At 37.3% G+C, this 18329-nt stretch carries 18 protein-coding genes; 6 read left to right on the top strand and 12 right to left on the bottom strand.

Annotated features, from left to right (window positions below; translation table 11 throughout):
- Positions 1 to 127 precede the first annotated feature (127 nt).
- The gene (locus QNH17_RS19425; RefSeq protein WP_283874471.1) at positions 128 to 661 is read left to right on the top strand and encodes a YceI family protein; all 534 of its coding nucleotides are present in this window, start codon (positions 128 to 130) and stop codon (positions 659 to 661) included.
- A gap of 81 nt (positions 662 to 742) precedes the next feature.
- Here the strand turns inward: QNH17_RS19425 and QNH17_RS19430 are convergent, their stop codons facing one another.
- A complete protein-coding gene (locus tag QNH17_RS19430; protein ID WP_283874473.1) occupies positions 743 to 1684 on the bottom strand; it encodes an ATP-grasp domain-containing protein in 942 nt (313 codons plus the stop codon).
- Positions 1685 to 2005: 321 nt separating this feature from the next.
- On the opposite strand from QNH17_RS19430, the gene QNH17_RS19435 reads away from it, so the two are divergent.
- The gene (locus QNH17_RS19435; RefSeq protein WP_283874475.1) at positions 2006 to 4381 is read left to right on the top strand and encodes an immune inhibitor A domain-containing protein; all 2376 of its coding nucleotides are present in this window, start codon (positions 2006 to 2008) and stop codon (positions 4379 to 4381) included.
- A gap of 42 nt (positions 4382 to 4423) precedes the next feature.
- On the opposite strand, the gene QNH17_RS19440 is transcribed toward QNH17_RS19435, so the two are convergent.
- The 4 genes from QNH17_RS19440 to QNH17_RS19455 form a co-directional block, all read right to left on the bottom strand.
- Complete coding sequence (locus QNH17_RS19440; protein ID WP_283874477.1) at positions 4424 to 4912, bottom strand: L,D-transpeptidase family protein; 489 nt, start codon at positions 4910 to 4912, stop codon at positions 4424 to 4426.
- A gap of 60 nt (positions 4913 to 4972) precedes the next feature.
- Entirely contained in the window at positions 4973 to 6475 is a 1503-nt protein-coding gene (locus tag QNH17_RS19445) for an aminotransferase class V-fold PLP-dependent enzyme (protein WP_283874479.1), read from the bottom strand.
- Between the two features lie 143 nt (positions 6476 to 6618).
- Complete coding sequence (locus QNH17_RS19450) at positions 6619 to 6966, bottom strand: hypothetical protein (RefSeq protein WP_144547045.1); 348 nt, start codon at positions 6964 to 6966, stop codon at positions 6619 to 6621.
- A gap of 104 nt (positions 6967 to 7070) precedes the next feature.
- Positions 7071 to 7805 carry a polysaccharide deacetylase family protein gene (locus QNH17_RS19455; protein WP_283874485.1) on the bottom strand — a complete coding sequence of 245 codons (735 nt, stop codon included), beginning with the start codon at positions 7803 to 7805 and terminating at the stop codon, positions 7071 to 7073.
- A 147-nt stretch (positions 7806 to 7952) separates the two neighbouring features.
- Here QNH17_RS19455 and QNH17_RS19460 point away from each other — a divergent pair, with 147 nt between their 5' ends.
- Complete coding sequence (locus tag QNH17_RS19460; RefSeq protein ID WP_283874487.1) at positions 7953 to 8744, top strand: Cof-type HAD-IIB family hydrolase; 792 nt, start codon at positions 7953 to 7955, stop codon at positions 8742 to 8744.
- Positions 8745 to 8805: 61 nt separating this feature from the next.
- Here the strand turns inward: QNH17_RS19460 and QNH17_RS19465 are convergent, their stop codons facing one another.
- Positions 8806 to 9642 (bottom strand): DMT family transporter, encoded by an 837-nt coding sequence (locus QNH17_RS19465; RefSeq protein WP_283874488.1) that lies wholly within the window; start codon positions 9640 to 9642, stop codon positions 8806 to 8808.
- Positions 9643 to 9887: 245 nt separating this feature from the next.
- Here QNH17_RS19465 and QNH17_RS19470 point away from each other — a divergent pair, with 245 nt between their 5' ends.
- Positions 9888 to 10754, top strand: coding sequence for a MerR family transcriptional regulator (locus tag QNH17_RS19470; RefSeq protein WP_283874489.1), 867 nt, complete (start codon positions 9888 to 9890; stop codon positions 10752 to 10754).
- Positions 10755 to 10794: 40 nt separating this feature from the next.
- Positions 10795 to 11319, top strand: coding sequence for a MerR family transcriptional regulator (locus QNH17_RS19475; RefSeq protein ID WP_283874490.1), 525 nt, complete (start codon positions 10795 to 10797; stop codon positions 11317 to 11319).
- A 53-nt stretch (positions 11320 to 11372) separates the two neighbouring features.
- On the opposite strand, the gene QNH17_RS19480 is transcribed toward QNH17_RS19475, so the two are convergent.
- Both QNH17_RS19480 and QNH17_RS19485 read right to left on the bottom strand, forming a co-directional pair.
- The gene (locus tag QNH17_RS19480) at positions 11373 to 12359 is read right to left on the bottom strand and encodes an acyltransferase family protein (RefSeq protein ID WP_283874491.1); all 987 of its coding nucleotides are present in this window, start codon (positions 12357 to 12359) and stop codon (positions 11373 to 11375) included.
- Positions 12360 to 12650: 291 nt separating this feature from the next.
- Complete coding sequence (locus QNH17_RS19485; RefSeq protein ID WP_283874492.1) at positions 12651 to 13898, bottom strand: DHH family phosphoesterase; 1248 nt, start codon at positions 13896 to 13898, stop codon at positions 12651 to 12653.
- A 204-nt stretch (positions 13899 to 14102) separates the two neighbouring features.
- Between QNH17_RS19485 and QNH17_RS19490 the strand changes: the two genes are divergently transcribed.
- Positions 14103 to 15074: an NAD(P)H-dependent flavin oxidoreductase gene (locus QNH17_RS19490; RefSeq protein ID WP_283879551.1), complete on the top strand. Its 972-nt coding sequence runs from the start codon at positions 14103 to 14105 to the stop codon at positions 15072 to 15074.
- Between the two features lie 43 nt (positions 15075 to 15117).
- On the opposite strand, the gene QNH17_RS19495 is transcribed toward QNH17_RS19490, so the two are convergent.
- From QNH17_RS19495 to QNH17_RS19510, 4 genes are all read right to left on the bottom strand, one after another.
- A complete protein-coding gene (locus QNH17_RS19495) occupies positions 15118 to 15603 on the bottom strand; it encodes a nitroreductase family protein (RefSeq protein WP_283874493.1) in 486 nt (161 codons plus the stop codon).
- Positions 15604 to 15699: 96 nt separating this feature from the next.
- A complete protein-coding gene (locus tag QNH17_RS19500) occupies positions 15700 to 16383 on the bottom strand; it encodes a M50 family metallopeptidase (RefSeq protein WP_283874495.1) in 684 nt (227 codons plus the stop codon).
- Between the two features lie 124 nt (positions 16384 to 16507).
- The gene (locus tag QNH17_RS19505; RefSeq protein WP_481858536.1) at positions 16508 to 17194 is read right to left on the bottom strand and encodes an ABC transporter ATP-binding protein; all 687 of its coding nucleotides are present in this window, start codon (positions 17192 to 17194) and stop codon (positions 16508 to 16510) included.
- A gap of 1 nt (position 17195) precedes the next feature.
- The gene (locus tag QNH17_RS19510) at positions 17196 to 18281 is read right to left on the bottom strand and encodes an ABC transporter permease (RefSeq protein WP_283874496.1); all 1086 of its coding nucleotides are present in this window, start codon (positions 18279 to 18281) and stop codon (positions 17196 to 17198) included.
- Between the last annotated feature and the right edge of the window lie 48 nt (positions 18282 to 18329).

Consider the following 18329-nt stretch of genomic DNA (forward strand, 5'->3'; position numbering starts at 1 on the left):
TCTAAAAAAAAATTAATAAAATCTAATTGACAATAAGTTTGTCAGCAACATATAATTTATCTTGAATTAAGTTATTTTGATTTCGAGATAAAATGATTAAAAACAAACATACTGGAGGAATTTAAGAATGACTAAAACAAAATGGGCTCTTGATGCATCACACAGCAGTGTAGATTTTTCTGTTCGCCATATGATGATTGCAAATGTGAAAGGTACTTTCAACAAATTTGATGCGACAATCGAAGCAGATCCAACAGATTTAACAACAGCAAATATTGAATTTTCCGTTGATACAGCAAGTGTTAATACAAGAAATCAGGATCGTGACGGACATTTAGTTTCAGCAGATTTCTTTGATGCAGCAAATCATCCAGCGATGACATTTCGCTCCACAAAAATTGAAAAAACTGACGATGGTGAATACAACGTTACAGGTGATTTAACACTTCGCGGAGTGACAAAACCAGAAACCTTTGCGGTTACTTTTGAAGGTCAAGGAAAAGATCCATGGGGGAATGAAAAAGTTGGTTTCAGTGCAGAAGGTACGATTAATCGTTCTGAATATGGCCTAGTTTGGAATGCTGCCCTTGAAACTGGCGGCGTCCTAGTAGCTGATAAAGTAAAAATCAACCTTCAAATTCAAGCAGCAAAAGCTGAATAATTAAGGTTAATACAATAGGCATCAGGCGTGAATCCACTAAAGAGTTCACGCCTGATATTTGTATTTGAATAATATAAAAAACTAAACTATCAATCGATCTAGCTCTTCTTTCAAAAACTTAGCAAGCTCCAACATTCCAAATTTACCTGCCTTTGTTTCCGCCTCTGAATTATAATTCGTATTTGTATTGATGTCATACGTATAAATTTCGCCTGCTCCACTACGAATAAATTCAATGCCGGCAACTTGAATATGGTTTGCAGCAAGTACATGCTCATACTTTTTAATAATCGGGGCTGAAAAATCAGTAATGATTTCAAATTTTGGTTTCTCTTCCTTTTCTTCACCAACTGGACAAAATAAATCACCAATCTGGCAGGCATCTGCCGGGCATAATTGAAATCCATCAGACGTATCTACTTTAACTGCATATACGAATTTCCCACCAATAAATTCACAGCGCGTAATTAAACTCTCTGGTGCTTGTATGTAATCTTGAATTAATGTTACGCCGTCCACTGGTTCTTCGAAAGAAGGTCCTTCTACATAATTTTTTAATCCCTCTAAGGATTGAAAAAGCTGAACACCCAACCCTTTTCCGGCTCGGTTATGTTTTGTGATAAAAGGTTTATTTATAAATTCAACTGCCGCCTCAAGGATTTGCTCCTTTCCTACGGCTGCGATGGTTCGAGGTGTTTGGATTCCGTATTTATTTAGTTCTAAGTATTGAATAACCTTACTAACTTCCAGCTGAAGGGCTCGTGTTCCGTTAATAACTTTTCTGCCGTGCGCTTCAAGCCAGGCGAGGACTTGTCCAGCAAATTCGGGAGCAAACCGATGACCTCTTGTATGTGAGGACGCACTCATCCGGTTATAAAAAACTCCTTCTGGTGGTTCTTTTGAAAGGTCCAGACGTCCACTGTCTAAATGCCATTCTTCATAAGGCACACCTAATTCGTCTAACCGCTTTGTAAGATGAATGGTCCAGTCGCTATTTTCATGGATGATATATACTTTTTTCAAAAGAAAAGACCCCCTCGTACTGATAATATTCTATTAACTTTGCGGGCTTAATTTGCAGAAATCTATCATATTATAAAGTTTCATACTACTATAATTTTAGAATTCTATTAACGATTTGTGAAGTAGCAAATCGGTTTCCGAATTATTTTTCCTTAGGATTCGATAAAATTCAACAAAAATAATACATTTGCCGTCGGTATATATACGAACTAATATACAAATTGTCAGAATAAATAGAAAAACAAAGAGAAATCCCTATTGTTTTGTTTCAATTTTCGAAATATTATTTACTAGCAAGCTAAAAAAATTAGGAGGAGTTTTATGAAGAAACTATTAAAAACAGGTCTATCAACCGCAATCATGGCTGGTACATTGTTTGGTGGATTCCCGGGCAACTATGCAAGTACATCAGGTGGATCTCTACCAAAAAGTCCGACTACTTTTTCAAAATCTTATGGATCACTAGACTTATCGGTAGTAAATGAAGATAAATTGATAGAGTTACTAATTAGAGATGGTGTTATCTCTCCGGATGCAACTCAAGCCGAGAAAGAAAAAGCACTACATAATTACCTAGTACAAAAAGGTAAAGAAGATACCGTAAAAACGAATGACCCAATCGCTGCAAAAGTAAAAGCTGGTGACGCGAAAAAGCAAAAAAAGTTTAAAGAATACAATAATGGGATGATGAAAGGAAACGGTAACAAATACGGGCAAGACGTAAAAGAAGGAAAATCTCCTGGAGTCGTTAAACAAGGTAAACTTTTAACGCTTGTAGTAGAGTACTCGGATTTTGCTCACAACCAAATTCAGCCAAGTCAAACAGATAACTATTACAAGGATTATACGATTGATCACTTTGAAGAAATGATTTTTGGCGCTAACGGAGTAACAGGTCCAAAAGGAGAAAACTTCATTTCTCAAAAGCAATTTTATGAACAGCAATCTGGTGGTACCTACACAATTAATGGTAAGGCATATGGGTGGTTAAAAGTACCTGGAACTGCTAAGTTTTACGGTGCCGATAAAGGTACTGGACACGATAACGTAACACCAGGTGGTGCCGCACAATTAGTAAGAGACACATACAAAGCTGCTATCGATGCTGGAATACCGTTACAAGATTATGATTTGGAGGATCCGCATGATTTAGATGGAGACGGTAATTTCTGGGAGCCAGATGGATTAGTCGATCACCTTCAAATCATCCACGCTGGTATGGGACAAGAAGCTGGCGGCGGTTCCCTTGGTAATAACGCAATCTGGTCACATCGTTCAGCAGTATTCAATGATCCAGATGGTCTTGGCAAAGGATTGCCAGGATTCTATGACTATACTGTAATGCCAGAAGACGGTGCTACTGGCGTATTCGCTCACGAATATGGTCATGACTTAGGCCTTCCTGATGAATATGATACAAACTACTCTGGTGCTGACGAGCCAAATCAATATTGGTCCATTATGTCAAGCGGATCATGGGCTGGAAAGGTTCCTGGAACAGAACCAACAGGTTTCTCCCCTTATGCCAAGCAGTACTTCCAAGCAACACTTGGAGGAAAATGGACTGATCCAACAGTTGTTAATTTAGAGGATGTTACTTCAAAAGGAACACAGTTTTTACTTGATCAAGCAAATTCACCACTAGGAAAAAATAACCAGGCGATTCGAGTAAATTTACCACAAAAGAAAAAACACCTATTAGATCCGTTTGCTGGCAAATTCTCTTTCTGGGGTGGCACTGGCGATGAGTCTGACAACAACATGATAACTTCTGTTGATTTAACGGGTAAGACTTCTGCTACATTGGATTTCGACGCTTTCTATAAAATTGAAAATGAATGGGATTATGCTTTCGTACAAGTTTCTGAAGATAACGGAACAACTTGGAAGTCTCTTTCAAACGCGAACACGACTTCCCGTGTAGTATCTGGTGTTTATCCAACAATTCCGGCAAATCTTCCAGGCTTCACTGGGGACTCCAATGGCTGGACTAAACAATCATTTGATTTATCTGCTTATACTGGCAAAAAGATCCAAGTTAAGTTCCGTTACATTACTGACTGGGGATACAACGACACTGGTTTCTTTGTTGATAATGTAAAGGTTACTGCTGACGGAACAAGTGTATTAAATGAAGACGGTGAAGGATCAACTTCAGCTTTCACACATAATGGCTTCAACAAGTTCGACGGCAATGTCTACGCAGATCACTACTACTTACTTGAATGGCGTAATCATCAAGGAGTAGATCAAGGTCTTGCTCATATTAAACGCGGAAGTTCTTTAATGAGCTATGATGGTGGGTTAGTAGTTTGGTATGTTGATAATAGCTACACTGATAACTGGACAGGTACTCACCCTGGAAATGGATTCCTAGGTGTAGTAGACTCCCATCTAGACAAGGACTTACAATGGATTCTAGCTAATGGGAAAACTGCAAAAGCAAGTACTCGTTTCCAAATCGCAGATGCAGCATTTGGCTTAGATCCTACTTCAGAATTAAATATAACTTATCCGGGTATTCAAACATTGAATGTACCTAGTCAACCAGCTGTATCTACATTTGATGACAGCAAATCATACTTAAATGAATTCTTACCAGATGCTGGTCGCGATATCCCGCACTATGGACTAAAAGTCCGTGTAAACGGTCAATCTAAAGACAAATCTGTTGGATCTATCGTAATCTATAAGTAATGAAATGAGTCCCACCTTCTTACTCTAGAAGGTGGGACTTTTTTAGGGAAGAATTGTAACTCTCGTGCCATTTGGTACTATATCTGCCAGCTGCATAACATCACGATTATACATTCTTACACAGCCATGAGAGACCGCTTTCCCTATCGAACTTGGGTTGTTGGTACCATGAATACCATAGCCCTGTTTTGATAACGACAGCCACAATACGCCGAAGGGTCCCCCAGGATTATATTGCCGATTAACAATCACGAAATCCCCAGTTGGTGTATTTGTCAACATCTTCCCTACGGCGATGGGAAAAATTTTCACTAGTCTGCCATTATTGTATAATGAAAGTCTTCGTTTACCAACAGAGATTTGAATGGAATATGGAATCGTAGAAGGCTCTGGCAGACCTGGAATTTGAATTTTTTGTCCCACATGTAAATGCCCGACCCCAGGATTAGCTGCATAAAGGCTTTGGAGACTTACGCGATAATTTGCAGAGATAATCCCCAGCGTTTCCCCTGGCTTAACTGTGTGAATCATAAGACCCCACCTTTCTCTTGACAGCATATGCCCAAACAAGTTTGTGGGTAACCTTATTCATTATTCAAATCGAAATAGCGGAGCCATGTCCTCTCTTTGGTGATGGACATAAAAGTAATCATTACTTGCCTTATCATAAAGATAATCATTCTTCCATTCATTAATGTTTAAGGTAATTTCTCTTATCGCATTTACAAACAACATAATTTCTTCATTGGTCATAATCGGATGGATTGAGAACCGGACCCATCCTGGTTTCTGCGACAAGTCCCCCTGGTTAATTTTCTCAGTAATTTGCAAAGAGGATTCTTTATCAATATGAAGGAGATGATGCCCATAGGTCCCTGCACAAGAGCATCCTCCTCTTACTTGAATTCCAAACCGGTCATTGAGCAGTCGGACAATTAAATTGTAATGAATATTTTCAATATAAAACGAAATAATCCCGAGACGTTTGCTTTTATGTCCCGCCAATAAATGAACACCAGGTATTTCAACTAATTTAGGTAGGAGAATACTTAACAGCTCCTTCTCTCGTTCCAATATATTGTCGACACCCATTTGATCTTTCAAATTCAGGCATAGGGCGGTCCGAATTGCTTGTAGGATTCCTGGCGTTCCTCCATCTTCCCGCAGCTCGACATTAGAATAATATTGATGCCCTCCCCATGGATTCGTCCATGTCACCGTCCCCCCCCCTGGATGGTCTGGAACGTGATTTGAATATAGTCGAGTATCAAAAACCAAAACCCCACTAGTGCCCGGTCCTCCTAAAAACTTATGCGGAGAGAAAAAGATGGCATCAAGTTTTTCCAAGGGATCCTCAGGGTGCATATTAATCGTTACATACGGAGCTGATGCTGCGAAATCCACTAAACAGATTCCGCCATGTTGATGCATGATTTTAGCTAATTGATGATATGGGGTTTGCAGCCCTGTTACATTGGAGCATGCTGTAAACGAACCAATCTTCATTCTTCTATTCTTATAATGCTGAAGCATCCGGACTAACTGATTACAGTCCACATTACCATCCTGATCCGGAGGCAAAATAACAACATCGCCTAATGTTTCAAGCCACGATGTTTGGTTGGAATGATGTTCCATATGCGTAATAAAAATAATGGGCCGCTCACTCTTAGGAAGTGCCAGCCGCGTTTTCCACTTTTCATGTACTCTAATTCCTAATAGTCTTTGAAACTTATTCATAACTGATGTCATCCCAAAGCCATCGAGTATCAGGGCATCATGTTCATCGGCATTTACATGGTCCTTAATAATTTGTTTGGATTGATTATATATTCCCGTCATCATTAAGCTGGTTATATTCGATTCTGTATGCGTATTGGCCATAAATGGGCCAAATACCTCTGAAATCTTTTGTTCGATGGGGCGATAAAGACGCCCGCTGGCTGTCCAATCCGCATAAACAATTTTCTTTTTTCCAAGAGGAGATTCAAATTCCTGGTTTATCCCAATTACTTGTGAGCGAAACGGTTGAAAATATTCCTCAAGGTTATCTGGGATTCGAAAGGTTTTGCTGCCAATCGTAGCGGTAATCATTTGTTTCACACCTCACAATTATACTCTTGCTTCAATATATGCATGACATGGATGCACTGGTCCTTTAACTAGATCCAAATAAAAAAGCAGCCTAATCAAAATGATCAGGCTGCTAAGTATGTTTTTGATGGATGTAGGTATTGTTAATAAGTAGTAATTTTCGATGATTCTTTTTTGGTTACTTCCTCAATCTTTTGAATAAACATTTGAAAAACACGCCTTTTTTCCTCTAAGTCCTTTATGTATTCCTTAAGCTGATTGTAGCTTTCTTCAAAAGGTTTATGGTACATATCGCGGATTTTTTCGATGATTTCTTCATTTACTGTCGATTGAATTACTTGCTTGGTAATCCCATATTTGTAGGAATATACTTTTAATTCCTGTGCTACCTCATCGTACTCATTTGCAATCTCATTTAAAACTAATGAAATATCATCCTTCCACTCGTCAAGTGACTTTTGTAAGTAGGATTTTGCCATTGTCTCTTCCATATAAACACCCGCCCTAATAGAGTCTACATTATGTTTTCACTATTATAACGTTATTTGATTACATAGAGATTTCGCACAGTTTACAGTGTCTTTTCATTCTCTATTTACTCTACCTTAACCGCTTGTTCAAAATCATTTAGAGTAGTTGAATATTTTATATAAATCCGCGGTAAATAGTAGAGTTCGTTTTTAAAGCCCGTCAGAGAAAATGGACCTGGCGTGGTTGTGAGACCAAATTGATAATATTTTTTTGTTTCTTCCACCACATGTTCATTGGTATTCCCAAACGGGTATGCGATTGCAATTACCGGTTTCCCTGTTATTTTCTGAATTTTTTCTTTCGATTCCTTAAGTTCGTATTTTAGGTTATTCTCTTTGGTTAAATCTGGATGTGTCGATGTATGTGACTGTACTGAGATTAATCCTGAATTTACAACCATTCTTAGATCCGAATTTGTTAAGCGGTTTGTTTTACCGATGAAATCAGAAATCACAAAAAAGGTAGCAGTCGGACGAAAATTTCTATTTGTCAGCTTTTGTAAAATTGAAAACGCTTGAAGATTATTTTTATACCCATCATCTAGGGTAATAAATATTGGCTTTGGGACTGATTTTATATCCTGCCAACGCTCAAAAGTTAATAAGGTATATCCCTGATCTCTTAAATAGGTCATTTGTTTCTCAAAGTTTTCTGGTGTCACATATAGCTCCTTGGACCCAGTACCACTATATTGGTCGATGGAGTGATAGACTAGAATCGGAACTTTTTGCTTTGCTGCCACATTTTTTGGAAGTCCTAAAATGAGAAGAGACAGAACTAGCAGGAACATCTTTTTCATAATTTTTTGCCTCACTTTTTCATATTGATGCCTATCCCCATTATTATTCCTCAAAGCTTTGTAAAACAACACAATTAAATGGATGTACTTCCTTTATCGAAAAGTGGTAGAATAAACCCAACATTTTTTGAAGAAGGAGCTGCGGACGTGACCGATTACAAAGTTTTATTTTTAGATATCGATGGAACCTTATTGAAACCGGATGATACAATTGAGGATTCCACAAAAGAAGCTATTTCCCAAGTTCAAGCAAAAGGGGTGGAGGTTTTCTTAGCAACCGGCCGACCACTTCATGAAATAGATGAGCTTAGCAAGGAGTTGAATATCCACTCATTCATTGGTTATAACGGAGCCTATGCCATTTTTAAAGGTAAGGACCTATACCAGAAACCAATGAACAGCTCAACCGTTAAGAAATTCTTAGAAATTGCAAAAGAGAACCATCATGAAGTGGTCCTTTATACAAATAGTAAAAACGTTTTTACCAATATAGAAACGGAGAGTATCATTGACTTTATGCACAAATTTCACTTACATAAAAATGAACCGTATTCACCTTCAGTCAATAGCGCTGTCTTAGGGATGACGCTGGTGAATCTAAAAAAAGAGGATCCTTCCCTTTATCAGAAAAATGAAGAAGGAATCCATTTATCCCAAGTTAATGTAGATGGAATGCGCCATTGTTATGATGTCATCCAAGATAGTGTGAACAAAGGTTTTGGAGTTCAAGTAGTATTAGAGAGACTTGGAATCGATAAGGAAAGTTCGATTGCCTTTGGAGATGGAATGAACGATAAGGAAATGCTTCAAAATGTTGGGGAAGGCTTTGCAATGGGAAACGGACATCCCGATCTTTTTCAATATGCCAAACATAAAACGACAGAGGTCACTGATTCTGGTATTTTTAATGGATTGAAAATGCTTGGTCTCATTAACTAATGTTTGAGCTAGATAAAAAAAGTGTAGAACCTTTCAATTAAACTGAAAGGCTCTGCATTTTTTATAATTTCGTAAAAATGATCCCAAGTATAGCAGTAAGAACTCCAATAACTTGATACCTTTTTAGTTTTTCTTTATAGAGCAGAAATCCAGCTAGAACAACGACCAGACAATTTAAACTTACTACTGGAAAGACGATACTTGCAGTCCCTGATTTAAGCGCATAGAAATAACAACTATAGCCCAATATACTAATTAGACCTACAATCGAACCTACATTGACTTCTGCTCTCTGCCATTTTTCCTTCGTCAGGACACTACAAATGATTAAATAGATACTTCCGCCACCATACATAGAAATGAGGATATTTAATGAATTGAGATGCAAATACGAGGTTGTTTTCATTAATATTCCTAATATTCCAAAGGATACAATAGCTAGACACACACGAATCATCCAAGGAAGATAATTGATCCTTCGTTTTTTTTCATTTGAGTACTGAATGGCCATGGCAGATCCCAACATAAATACTATTCCTAACCACTGAATCAGTGTAATTTGTTCATGAAATACAAAGGCTGCACAAACAATTGGAAATATAGTATTCGTGCCTATTAATGGCGAGGTCAAACTTGCAGGCCCTTTTTCAAAAGCCTTAGACATTTGGATATTGCCGTTTGCATTTAATATACCAATCAAGGCTCCCAGCAGAATAGTCATTACGTTTAGATGGACGGTTTCATTTACAATCGCAAATCCTAATGTTAATACAAAGGCTACAAAATAAAAAAAGAATTGTATATGAACCTTCGAGACTCTCATCCCCGTACTCCACTTAAAAATAGTATTATTTGCCCCGAAGCAAACCATAGTAATAAAGGCCGCTGCTATCCACATGTTGCTCCTTCTCTCTTTTTCTTTTTCACTTCATATAATAAACCTCCATTTCGTTACTCTCAATTGTTTTTTTTTGCAAATATTTTTCTATGGGATGTTTTTCGCAAAAAAAATGTTGTTATTTCATGTTTTCCGTCTTGTTTTGATAGCTTTTGTCATCTTGCAGGAAAAAGTAATACCAAATGGTGAATAACTTACACAAGATGAATTATTTCCTAGATAAATAGAAAGGAATGACTGTTTTAATGAAGACCTATACCTTAAAAGAAGCAGCAAAAAAAATAAATATTAAACCAGGCGTTGTCCGTCAGTGGGAAAAAGATTTAGAGGAATTACTCGAGATACCCCGTTCAAAGCAAGGAGCAAGGATTTATACAGAATTAGAGATTGACAAACTAGTTGAAATAAAAAAAATGTATGAGAATAAATTAAATATGGAAGAAATCAAGGGAATGCTGCACAAAAAATTGCATCCTGAAAGTGAATTAGTGCAAGAATTAACGGAAGTTTCACTTGAGGTCCTTTCAGAACCATCCGCGCCATATACCATACAGGATGCTATTGATGCGCATCAGTTTTTCGAAGCGATGGATACGTACAAGGAAAATTTCTTAAGCGAAGTAAAAAATGAAATTCGTAATGTTGTGCGAAAAGAAGTAGTGGAAGAAGTAAAAAAGGAAATAAACAAAGGAACCTATACAACGGTTAAGTCCCTTTCTGACTCTATTTATAAATCGTCTGCCAACACACAGGCTGAAATCCAAGATTTATCAAAGACCCTAGAAAAAGCATCTGAACTCTCGGCAGACTCTTTACAATACCTTTCTAACAACATTGCCAACGTGTCGATCGAAACTTCTCAAGAAATTTATACACTCTCCAAGCAGTTATCAGAAACTTCAGAGGAATTATCCCACTACGTAGATGTGACAAACAACGAGATTTCAAGTTTAACGGAGGCCATGACGAAAGAACGCGAATTCTTCCTTGAAGAGCGTAATCAATACCGACAAGAAATTACTCAACGAGAAATTGCCTTTCAACAAATGTTAAACAGTTATCGAGATGTAGCAGCAGCTAAAGACAAGAAATGGTGGAAATTCTGGTCTTAATATGGGTTAAGATTTAATTAATTCATTGGAGGGATTCGAAATGAATACTAGTGAAGTAGCAAAGTTATTAGGCGTTTCTACAAGTACTGTCCAACGCTGGGTCAAACAGCTCGAGTTACCAATGGAAAGAAATGAGCGCGGACATTATCATTTTAACAGTGAGGATATCGAAGTATTAAAAAAAATCCATGAACAACTCCAAAATGGAACACTAATCCAGGAAATCACTCCAATCAAAGAGAAAAAGGTGCCTAGAAAAGGTGCTGCTAAGGCTGTAGAAAACCATCACGCCTTTGAAGACTTGACTGCAAAAGTTAGTAAACTAGAAATCGAACTCCATTCCAAAGCGGATTCTGTTGCTTCATATCAACTTCTTCAGCACAGGCGTGAAATAGAAGATTTGCAATCTCAAGTAAATGAATTAACTAAGCAACTTGAACAATTTCAAAAGATTCTTAGCAAAGTGAATATACCATCTCAATTAGATGACCCTATTGTATTTGATTCAAGTAAGGGTAAACGAAAAAAGAAAAATATTGTTAGCTCATTATTTGGTTTCTTATAACATTTAAAAGAGCCGAACTAGTATGTTCGGCTCTTTTATTTCCCCTTTATGAATCAAATTTTTAATTCCACGAGAGGACGAGTATATTTTTTAGTGACGTAACTTCCAAGAAGTAAACAAATAACGAAAGATACGATAATCAGTAAAAGATATTGTCCTGAAATATTAAATAAATTTTTGTCAAGAACGGTTACCTCAAGCGATTTGATAATAAAACCGTGGAACAAATAGACATACAACGTTCTTTCACCAATTTCCGATACCTTAAGTGGATTGGAAGGTATAACCGTGAGAAATCCATAGACGACAATTAACGTCAGCATATATTGGAAGCCACGATAAAGTCCATCCACCCATTCTTCTTGTCCCATATTCGCATAGGAAGTGTCTCCCAAGAGCCATGGCACGACGTTATGCGGGAAACTGAACCCTAAAGATAACAGAGTTCCTAGAATAATAACTAATCCAACTGGACGCGAATATTTGGAACGAATCGCTTTTTGCAATTGATCGCCATTGAGTAAAAATCCCAATAAAAAATACGGAAAAAAGACAAACGTTCTAGACAGACTTAAATAACTACCCACATCATCAATAAATCCTATGGCTATTCCCAAACCGATGGAGAAGCAAAATCCTGCCCATCTAAATCTGGCAAAGACATAGAGTAATAAATTCCAACAAAACAAACTCATCAAAAACCAGAGTGACCAATGTGGATGTAAGAAATCGAACTCTAAAATTTCTTCCTGACCATTTAAATAATAATAAACGGAATATATGATTTGGAAAATGAAATAAGGCAATAATATTTTTTTAATTGCCTTTACAATATAGCCTTTCTTTTTAAAACCCTTTGCAAAGTATCCAGAGATAAAGATAAATGCCGGCATGTGAAAGAGAAAAATGATGGTATATAAAGTAAATAGAATCCCGTCTTCCTCTTTTAATGGACTTATTAAGTGCCCAAAGACGACCAGAAAAATCAAAATAAATTTTGCATTGTCAAAATACTTACTCCTTTTTGAAGTTGAAGCCATCCTATCACCCCATTATTTTTAATCAAAAAGGTATTTTAAGATAATGTTAATTTACTTCCAAATTAATCCCTATAACCCAAACATTATAAATTTAGTGTTTATCACTATTATACCGTTTGAATATTACAGGAAGATGTTAGCAAAATTACTTTCTGTTTCACGATAATTACGATATTGAAATAACACTAACAAATACCTACGATTATACTACCATTCACATCTTAACGAAACCTTAATTTGGTTATCTCCTTTTTATCACATAAAGAGAGCTTGGGAATCCCAAGCTCTCTTTTATTCCTTAACTATATCGACTAGGTGATTACTAATAATCTCAGTATGGTTTTCCTTTATTTTATCAATTGGCATCTTTAATGCTGCAGATAACTGATACAGATAATCTTGGTCATATTGAAGCCAAGAAGAATAATTTCTTTTGAGATAACGCTCAGCATCCTCAAATTCTGCGAAGGTTTGATCCAATTTCTTCTTATTGTGCACAATATAATATTCACTATCACCGCTAGGAATGATGTATGAAATATCGCCCATTTGATTTTGAAAAGCGGTCCCAGAATGGCTAGTTTTCACGTTATATTCATTCCGATCTGCATCTGGTTTAAGTGGAAGAACTTCAAACACATCCACTACAAATTGCTTAAACGCTTCACTTGTCATTTCAGACCCAGATGCTTTTGGATGTCCCCCCCCACCGTATCTCTTGGCAAATTTTGCAACATTTACTTCATCATGAATAGTTCGGAAACCCATTTTCTTTCCACTCATATTCAAAAGAATAATCATGTCCATATGCGGATATAAATTATTTAGCGCATTTCCTAACTCCGATAAATATTGCTCTGCATGAACAATACCTACACAATAATCATCAACAAAGGTTTGAACAATTTGTCGGCTTTTTGAATAAATATATCGGTTAATTTTTTGCTCCTCAATATCTAGAAGCATATTCTCCGTTTCAGATAACATAAACGATTCAGTATTTTCCGTTAACCTTCTCAGCATTTCTTCTTCAAACTGCTCTCTGTTCCGTATGTAAAATAAATCATTTAGGCGTTTCGCCGTCACATTATTGTTTTCATCCCATTCCCATGTATCGTATTGGCGTACCAGCTCAATAAATTCCTCAAGAGCCTTATTTCTCTCCATAATTCCATTTGTAATCAGGTGATCATAGAATAATGAGGTTGCACATGTCTTCTTGCCCGTTTCATACTCGGGAATAACACTTCCCCATTTATATTCATTAAAATGTAATGCCGTCACATGGTGATCAATCATTTGAACCGGTTTGCCTTGTTTAAACCGCTCCTCAAGTTTTTTTTCGACCTGTTCGTTTACCGCCAAGTCAGTAATATAAATTTCTACATTATTATTCTCAGGGTTTTTAATAACGGCTTCAACTCGTTGATTTAAATTCCTGTAAGAACAGTAAAATACATTAGCTTTTTCTCCAAAAGCAAGTTTCGCAATCAGACCGCATCCAAGCCCATCAAGGTCTATATCAGTAAAAATTATCATGCAATTACCACCATCCATTTTTAACTTCATATCGTATCGTTTGGTTTCATCAAATATTTTATACAGTAAGTTCTTATGAATTAACCATTATGTTTATTTTAACATATTAGTAAACGATAACCTGCCATTATGACCTGGTGATAGTAATCACAGACACGCCTAAATGGAAGTGGTATGATTCATGAGAAGTTTCTACTAAAAATTATGAAACGGGGTTATAAATTGAACTTTCCACAACTAAAAATAGGTCATATGATGCCTAAGGTTCCCATTATGCAAGGTGGTATGGGTGTAGGTATTTCACTAAGTAAATTGGCATCGGCCGTCGCAAATGCTGGCGGAATTGGGATTATCTCGGGAACAGGGATTTCAACGGACGAATTGCGAGCACATATTAGAAAAGCGAAAAGCCTGATTAAAGATGCCGGATATATTGGTGTTAATGTTCTTTTCGCGATGAATGACTTTGCTGAAAAAATGAAAGCTGCTCTTGAAGAGAAAGTTGATTTTATTATCTCGGGTGCTGGAATTTCTAGAGATATGTATGCCTGGGGAAAACAAGCAGGTATTCCCGTAATTTCAATTGTCTCATCTGCAAAATTAGCAAGAATTTCCGAAAGACTGGGTGCTGCAGCGGTTGTCGTTGAAGGCTTTGAAGCAGGTGGTCATCTTGGAACCGATCGCCCAATGTTCGATATTCTGCCAGAAGTGGTTGGAGCTGTTTCCATCCCGGTCATTGCAGCAGGAGGAATTCTGACTGGCGGAGATATTTCGAGAGCCCTTTCCATGGGTGCCTCTGGTGTCCAAATGGGGACGCGCTTTGTCGCAAGCGAGGAATGCGATGCACCATTAGCATTTAAGCAAAAATATGTTGAGGCAACGAAAGAAGATTTGGTCTTAGTTAAAACGACTGTAGGACTTCAAGGCAGGGCGATTAATAATCAATTTGCAAAATTAATCAGTGGACCTGACAAATTAAAAATCGCTAAATGCATTGATTGCTTAAAAAATTGTTCCTACCGCTTTTGTACAATGGATTCTCTATTGGTTTCAATGAATGGTGATGTCGACAATGGACTTGTTTTTGCAGGTGCACGAGTGGGCGAAATTCAAGATATTCTCTCTGTTCAACAAATCATCGACAAGCTTACATTAGAATACTGTGAAGCAATCTAGTTATTTAAAAGAGCCAACCGACTTGTTCGGTTGGCTCTTTCACTTATGGTAAATTACTTATTTTGTTCTGAATGGGTGTTCGTGGTTTTGGCTCTGGAATTACTTCTGGATAGCCCACTCCCAAAACGCCTATAATATCATAGCCATCCGGAACACGAAGAATTTCTCTGTTTTTTGGTGTAATACCAATGGAAGACCAAAAGGTCCCGACACCCTCTGCCCATGCAGCTAAATTAAAATTTTGGATAAAGCAGGCAGTTGCCATTGCGTTTTCCTCTGTCTCAACAGTGGTTGCACCTTGCTTTGATAAAATCATTAACACAATCGGTGCATTTCCAAAATTCGTTTTATGGTTTAGCTTCTCTCTCGTTTCAGGTCCGATAAAATAAATTTCCCATGGTTCTGTCATTCGGTGATTAGGTGCCATTGTGGCAGCCTCTAACCATGCAAGGATTAAATTTTGCTCAATTTCAATGGATTTGAATTTTTTTATGTTTCTGCGCGTTTTTATCGCATCTATCGTATTCATTTTCATTTGCCTCCTTCTATATTAGCTGCTCACTGTAATATCCTATGCAACAATTCTCAACTTTTTATTAAAAGTGATAAAAAATTCCCTTATAGCCTATCCTCCAAGTTTATAATAACCTCTTTTTAATCCGTTATAACAAAACCATAGTGCCTGAACAAAGAAGAATATCCCCCAGATTGGCGCCGGAATGATCCCTGTAAGCCTAGCAAGATTTGCGGCATCCCCAGCAGACTGTGGCTGTAATACGCTGATATACAAGATTTCATACGCACTTTGGACGGAATCAACTAATAGAATCGAAGCAATTAACAGTAATAAGTTATCCCTAAAGTTTTGACTCCCTTTAATGAGTAAGTAAAGAAAAGCAAACGCAAATGAGCAAAGCCAAAACAAACCATAAGGATTCCGTACCCAAAAAATAAGATTCAAGCCAATAAAACCTAACAATATGTCAATTAGTAAATTCTGCTTTTTCTTACCAATTAAAAAAAAGGACAGAAATGCCATAAATGATGCAAAGGTGTATCCCCCAAGACTAGTTAAAAAGCTGCCAATCCATGTTGATTGATTACTATATGTTGCCCCTTCGGAATTCATGAATAACGATATTTTTTCGACATTCCCTCCAAAAAGAGCGATTAAAGCATGACCCGATTCATGGATAAGCGTATTGATGACTTTCACATAGTTTCCTAGGAACGGCACATGGATCAACAGAAAAGCAAACACGAGGAAAAGGAAAAACTTCGCACTGAATTTGTCACGAACAAAGCTCATAATAAATGCCCCTCTTTTGATATTTATCTCCATTTTAACATCTTTTGTTAATTCTTTTACATAATTCAACTTTAAATCTAAAAAGCTAGCAATCCCTCAGATTGCTAGCACTTTTCATTTAATCTCAGTTTCCTTGCTCAATAAGTTGCCCATCCTTCATTACGTAAATCCGATCACATAGCGGGAGAATCTGTTCATCGTGAGTAACAATAATAGCAGATTTATTTTGCTCCTTAACGATTTTTGAGATTAACTCAATAATGGCCATGCTTCGATTCGAATCTAAACTGGCTGTTGGTTCATCAGCTAAGATGATTTCAGGATCATTAATAAATGCTCTAGCAATGGCAACACGTTGCTTTTCTCCACCCGATAACTGATGTGGATAAAATTTTGATCGTTGCACCATCCCAACGGCAACTAACATCTCGTTAATCTTTCTTTTACTTTCCTTGGTCCACTGATTCGCCATTTTTAAAACCAGACTCAATTGCTCTTCTACCTTCAAATAAGGGACTAAGTTCGAAGTTTGGAAAATATAACCTAGGTGATTTAATCTAATGTTCGCTTTATCAACATCGCTAAAGGTTGCAATGTCGGTACCATTTATAATGACTTTTCCTTTATCAGGTGATTGCAAGGCACCTGCAATCGATAAAAACGTGGACTTTCCCGACCCTGATGGACCAATAATTGCAACCACTTCGCCCGTTTTTAGACCGAAGGATAAGTTTTTCACGACTTGATTTTCCTTATCGCCGTCTTTAAATGTTTTTTCAACCTGCTCTAAAATTAACGGTTCAATCATCATATTATTCTACTCTCCCCATTGCTTGAATTGGATCGGCCTTCACAATATTAAATACCGATAATAATGAACCAAATATCGATACAAGAAATAAAATCCCTGAGAATTTGGCAATTTGCACCAAATCGAAGATAAACGGGATATTATTGGGAAGAATCGCCATAAACCCCTTTGTAAAGATAACTGCAGCAGCAATACTTACAACGGTTAACATAATAACCTGAAAGATAGTTGATTTGACCAATTGACTCGATTTAGCACCGATGGCTTTCAAGATGCCAAACTGTGCCGTCTTTTGTATGGTCATAATATAAAAGAATGCGGCTAAAACAAAAACAGCAATCACTATTAAAAAGGCTAACATCATATAAAGCGAATTTTGTTCAGCCGAATACCCAGGAATACCTTTGACCACCTGATCCTTTTCTACCCATTCCCCACTTTTAATTAAGCTAGAAATGTTTTTTTCCAATCCTATATCAGATTTCTTTATGGCGATGCCGTTATATTCACTTTTGTTTGGGCCGCCAGCGAGTTTCTCCCAAGTGTCAAGGGAAATAAGCGCAACTGGAGTATGGCTAAAAGTTTGATCATCAAGGAACCCAACTACCTTTAAACTTATACCGCTTCGTGCATCTTTTACGATCATCCCAATCTTAATTGTTCCAGATAACGAGCGGTCTAGTAAGACAGAATTTCCCCCGCCTCTTTCTAAACCCTTTCCATCCTTTCTATCCGGTTCTAAGAAGCTGCCAGGCTGTACGGCGATAAAGGTAACATCTAGTCTGTCCTCTGAATTCACTCTAGAAATGGCTCCCATTTGAACTCCAATTGGCTGAGCCTCACTTCTTGCTGTCAATTCCTCTATATCCACCGTTAAATGCGATCGATCAATGCGCCCCTCTGCACTTTTTTGTAGGTAAAAAGAGTGTGCCGGCATGTTAATGATCGAAGAAGCATTGTTCATCGACAAGCCATTGGCAAGTCCACTAATGACAAAAACTAGTATCGCTACAAAAAAGAGAATAAAACTGATTAACAAATATTTCACCTTAAAAAATGTCATTTCCTTAAATGGTAATGAGAACATAAAAAATTCACCTTCCCTTTCATTTCACAAACAGAATACTGTTCGAAT

This window comes from Neobacillus sp. SuZ13 (assembly GCF_030123365.1).
Lineage (GTDB): Bacteria > Bacillota > Bacilli > Bacillales > Cytobacillaceae > Neobacillus.

What these genes read in the sequence shown, in the direction of transcription:
- QNH17_RS19440 (WP_283874477.1), bottom strand. Translation starts at nt 4,912, where the DNA reads ATGATTCACACAGTTAAGCCAGGGGAAACGCTGGGGATTATCTCTGCA.
- QNH17_RS19490 (WP_283879551.1), top strand. Translation starts at nt 14,103, where the DNA reads ATGAAACGGGGTTATAAATTGAACTTTCCACAACTAAAAATAGGTCAT.
- QNH17_RS19475 (WP_283874490.1), top strand. Translation starts at nt 10,795, where the DNA reads ATGAATACTAGTGAAGTAGCAAAGTTATTAGGCGTTTCTACAAGTACT.
- QNH17_RS19455 (WP_283874485.1), bottom strand. Translation starts at nt 7,805, where the DNA reads ATGAAAAAGATGTTCCTGCTAGTTCTGTCTCTTCTCATTTTAGGACTT.
- QNH17_RS19470 (WP_283874489.1), top strand. Translation starts at nt 9,888, where the DNA reads ATGAAGACCTATACCTTAAAAGAAGCAGCAAAAAAAATAAATATTAAA.
- QNH17_RS19505 (WP_481858536.1), bottom strand. Translation starts at nt 17,194, where the DNA reads ATGATGATTGAACCGTTAATTTTAGAGCAGGTTGAAAAAACATTTAAA.
- QNH17_RS19500 (WP_283874495.1), bottom strand. Translation starts at nt 16,383, where the DNA reads ATGAGCTTTGTTCGTGACAAATTCAGTGCGAAGTTTTTCCTTTTCCTC.
- QNH17_RS19510 (WP_283874496.1), bottom strand. Translation starts at nt 18,281, where the DNA reads ATGTTCTCATTACCATTTAAGGAAATGACATTTTTTAAGGTGAAATAT.
- QNH17_RS19445 (WP_283874479.1), bottom strand. Translation starts at nt 6,475, where the DNA reads ATGATTACCGCTACGATTGGCAGCAAAACCTTTCGAATCCCAGATAAC.
- QNH17_RS19485 (WP_283874492.1), bottom strand. Translation starts at nt 13,898, where the DNA reads ATGATAATTTTTACTGATATAGACCTTGATGGGCTTGGATGCGGTCTG.
- QNH17_RS19465 (WP_283874488.1), bottom strand. Translation starts at nt 9,642, where the DNA reads ATGTGGATAGCAGCGGCCTTTATTACTATGGTTTGCTTCGGGGCAAAT.
- QNH17_RS19425 (WP_283874471.1), top strand. Translation starts at nt 128, where the DNA reads ATGACTAAAACAAAATGGGCTCTTGATGCATCACACAGCAGTGTAGAT.
- QNH17_RS19495 (WP_283874493.1), bottom strand. Translation starts at nt 15,603, where the DNA reads ATGAATACGATAGATGCGATAAAAACGCGCAGAAACATAAAAAAATTC.
- QNH17_RS19450 (WP_144547045.1), bottom strand. Translation starts at nt 6,966, where the DNA reads ATGGAAGAGACAATGGCAAAATCCTACTTACAAAAGTCACTTGACGAG.
- QNH17_RS19435 (WP_283874475.1), top strand. Translation starts at nt 2,006, where the DNA reads ATGAAGAAACTATTAAAAACAGGTCTATCAACCGCAATCATGGCTGGT.
- QNH17_RS19480 (WP_283874491.1), bottom strand. Translation starts at nt 12,359, where the DNA reads ATGGCTTCAACTTCAAAAAGGAGTAAGTATTTTGACAATGCAAAATTT.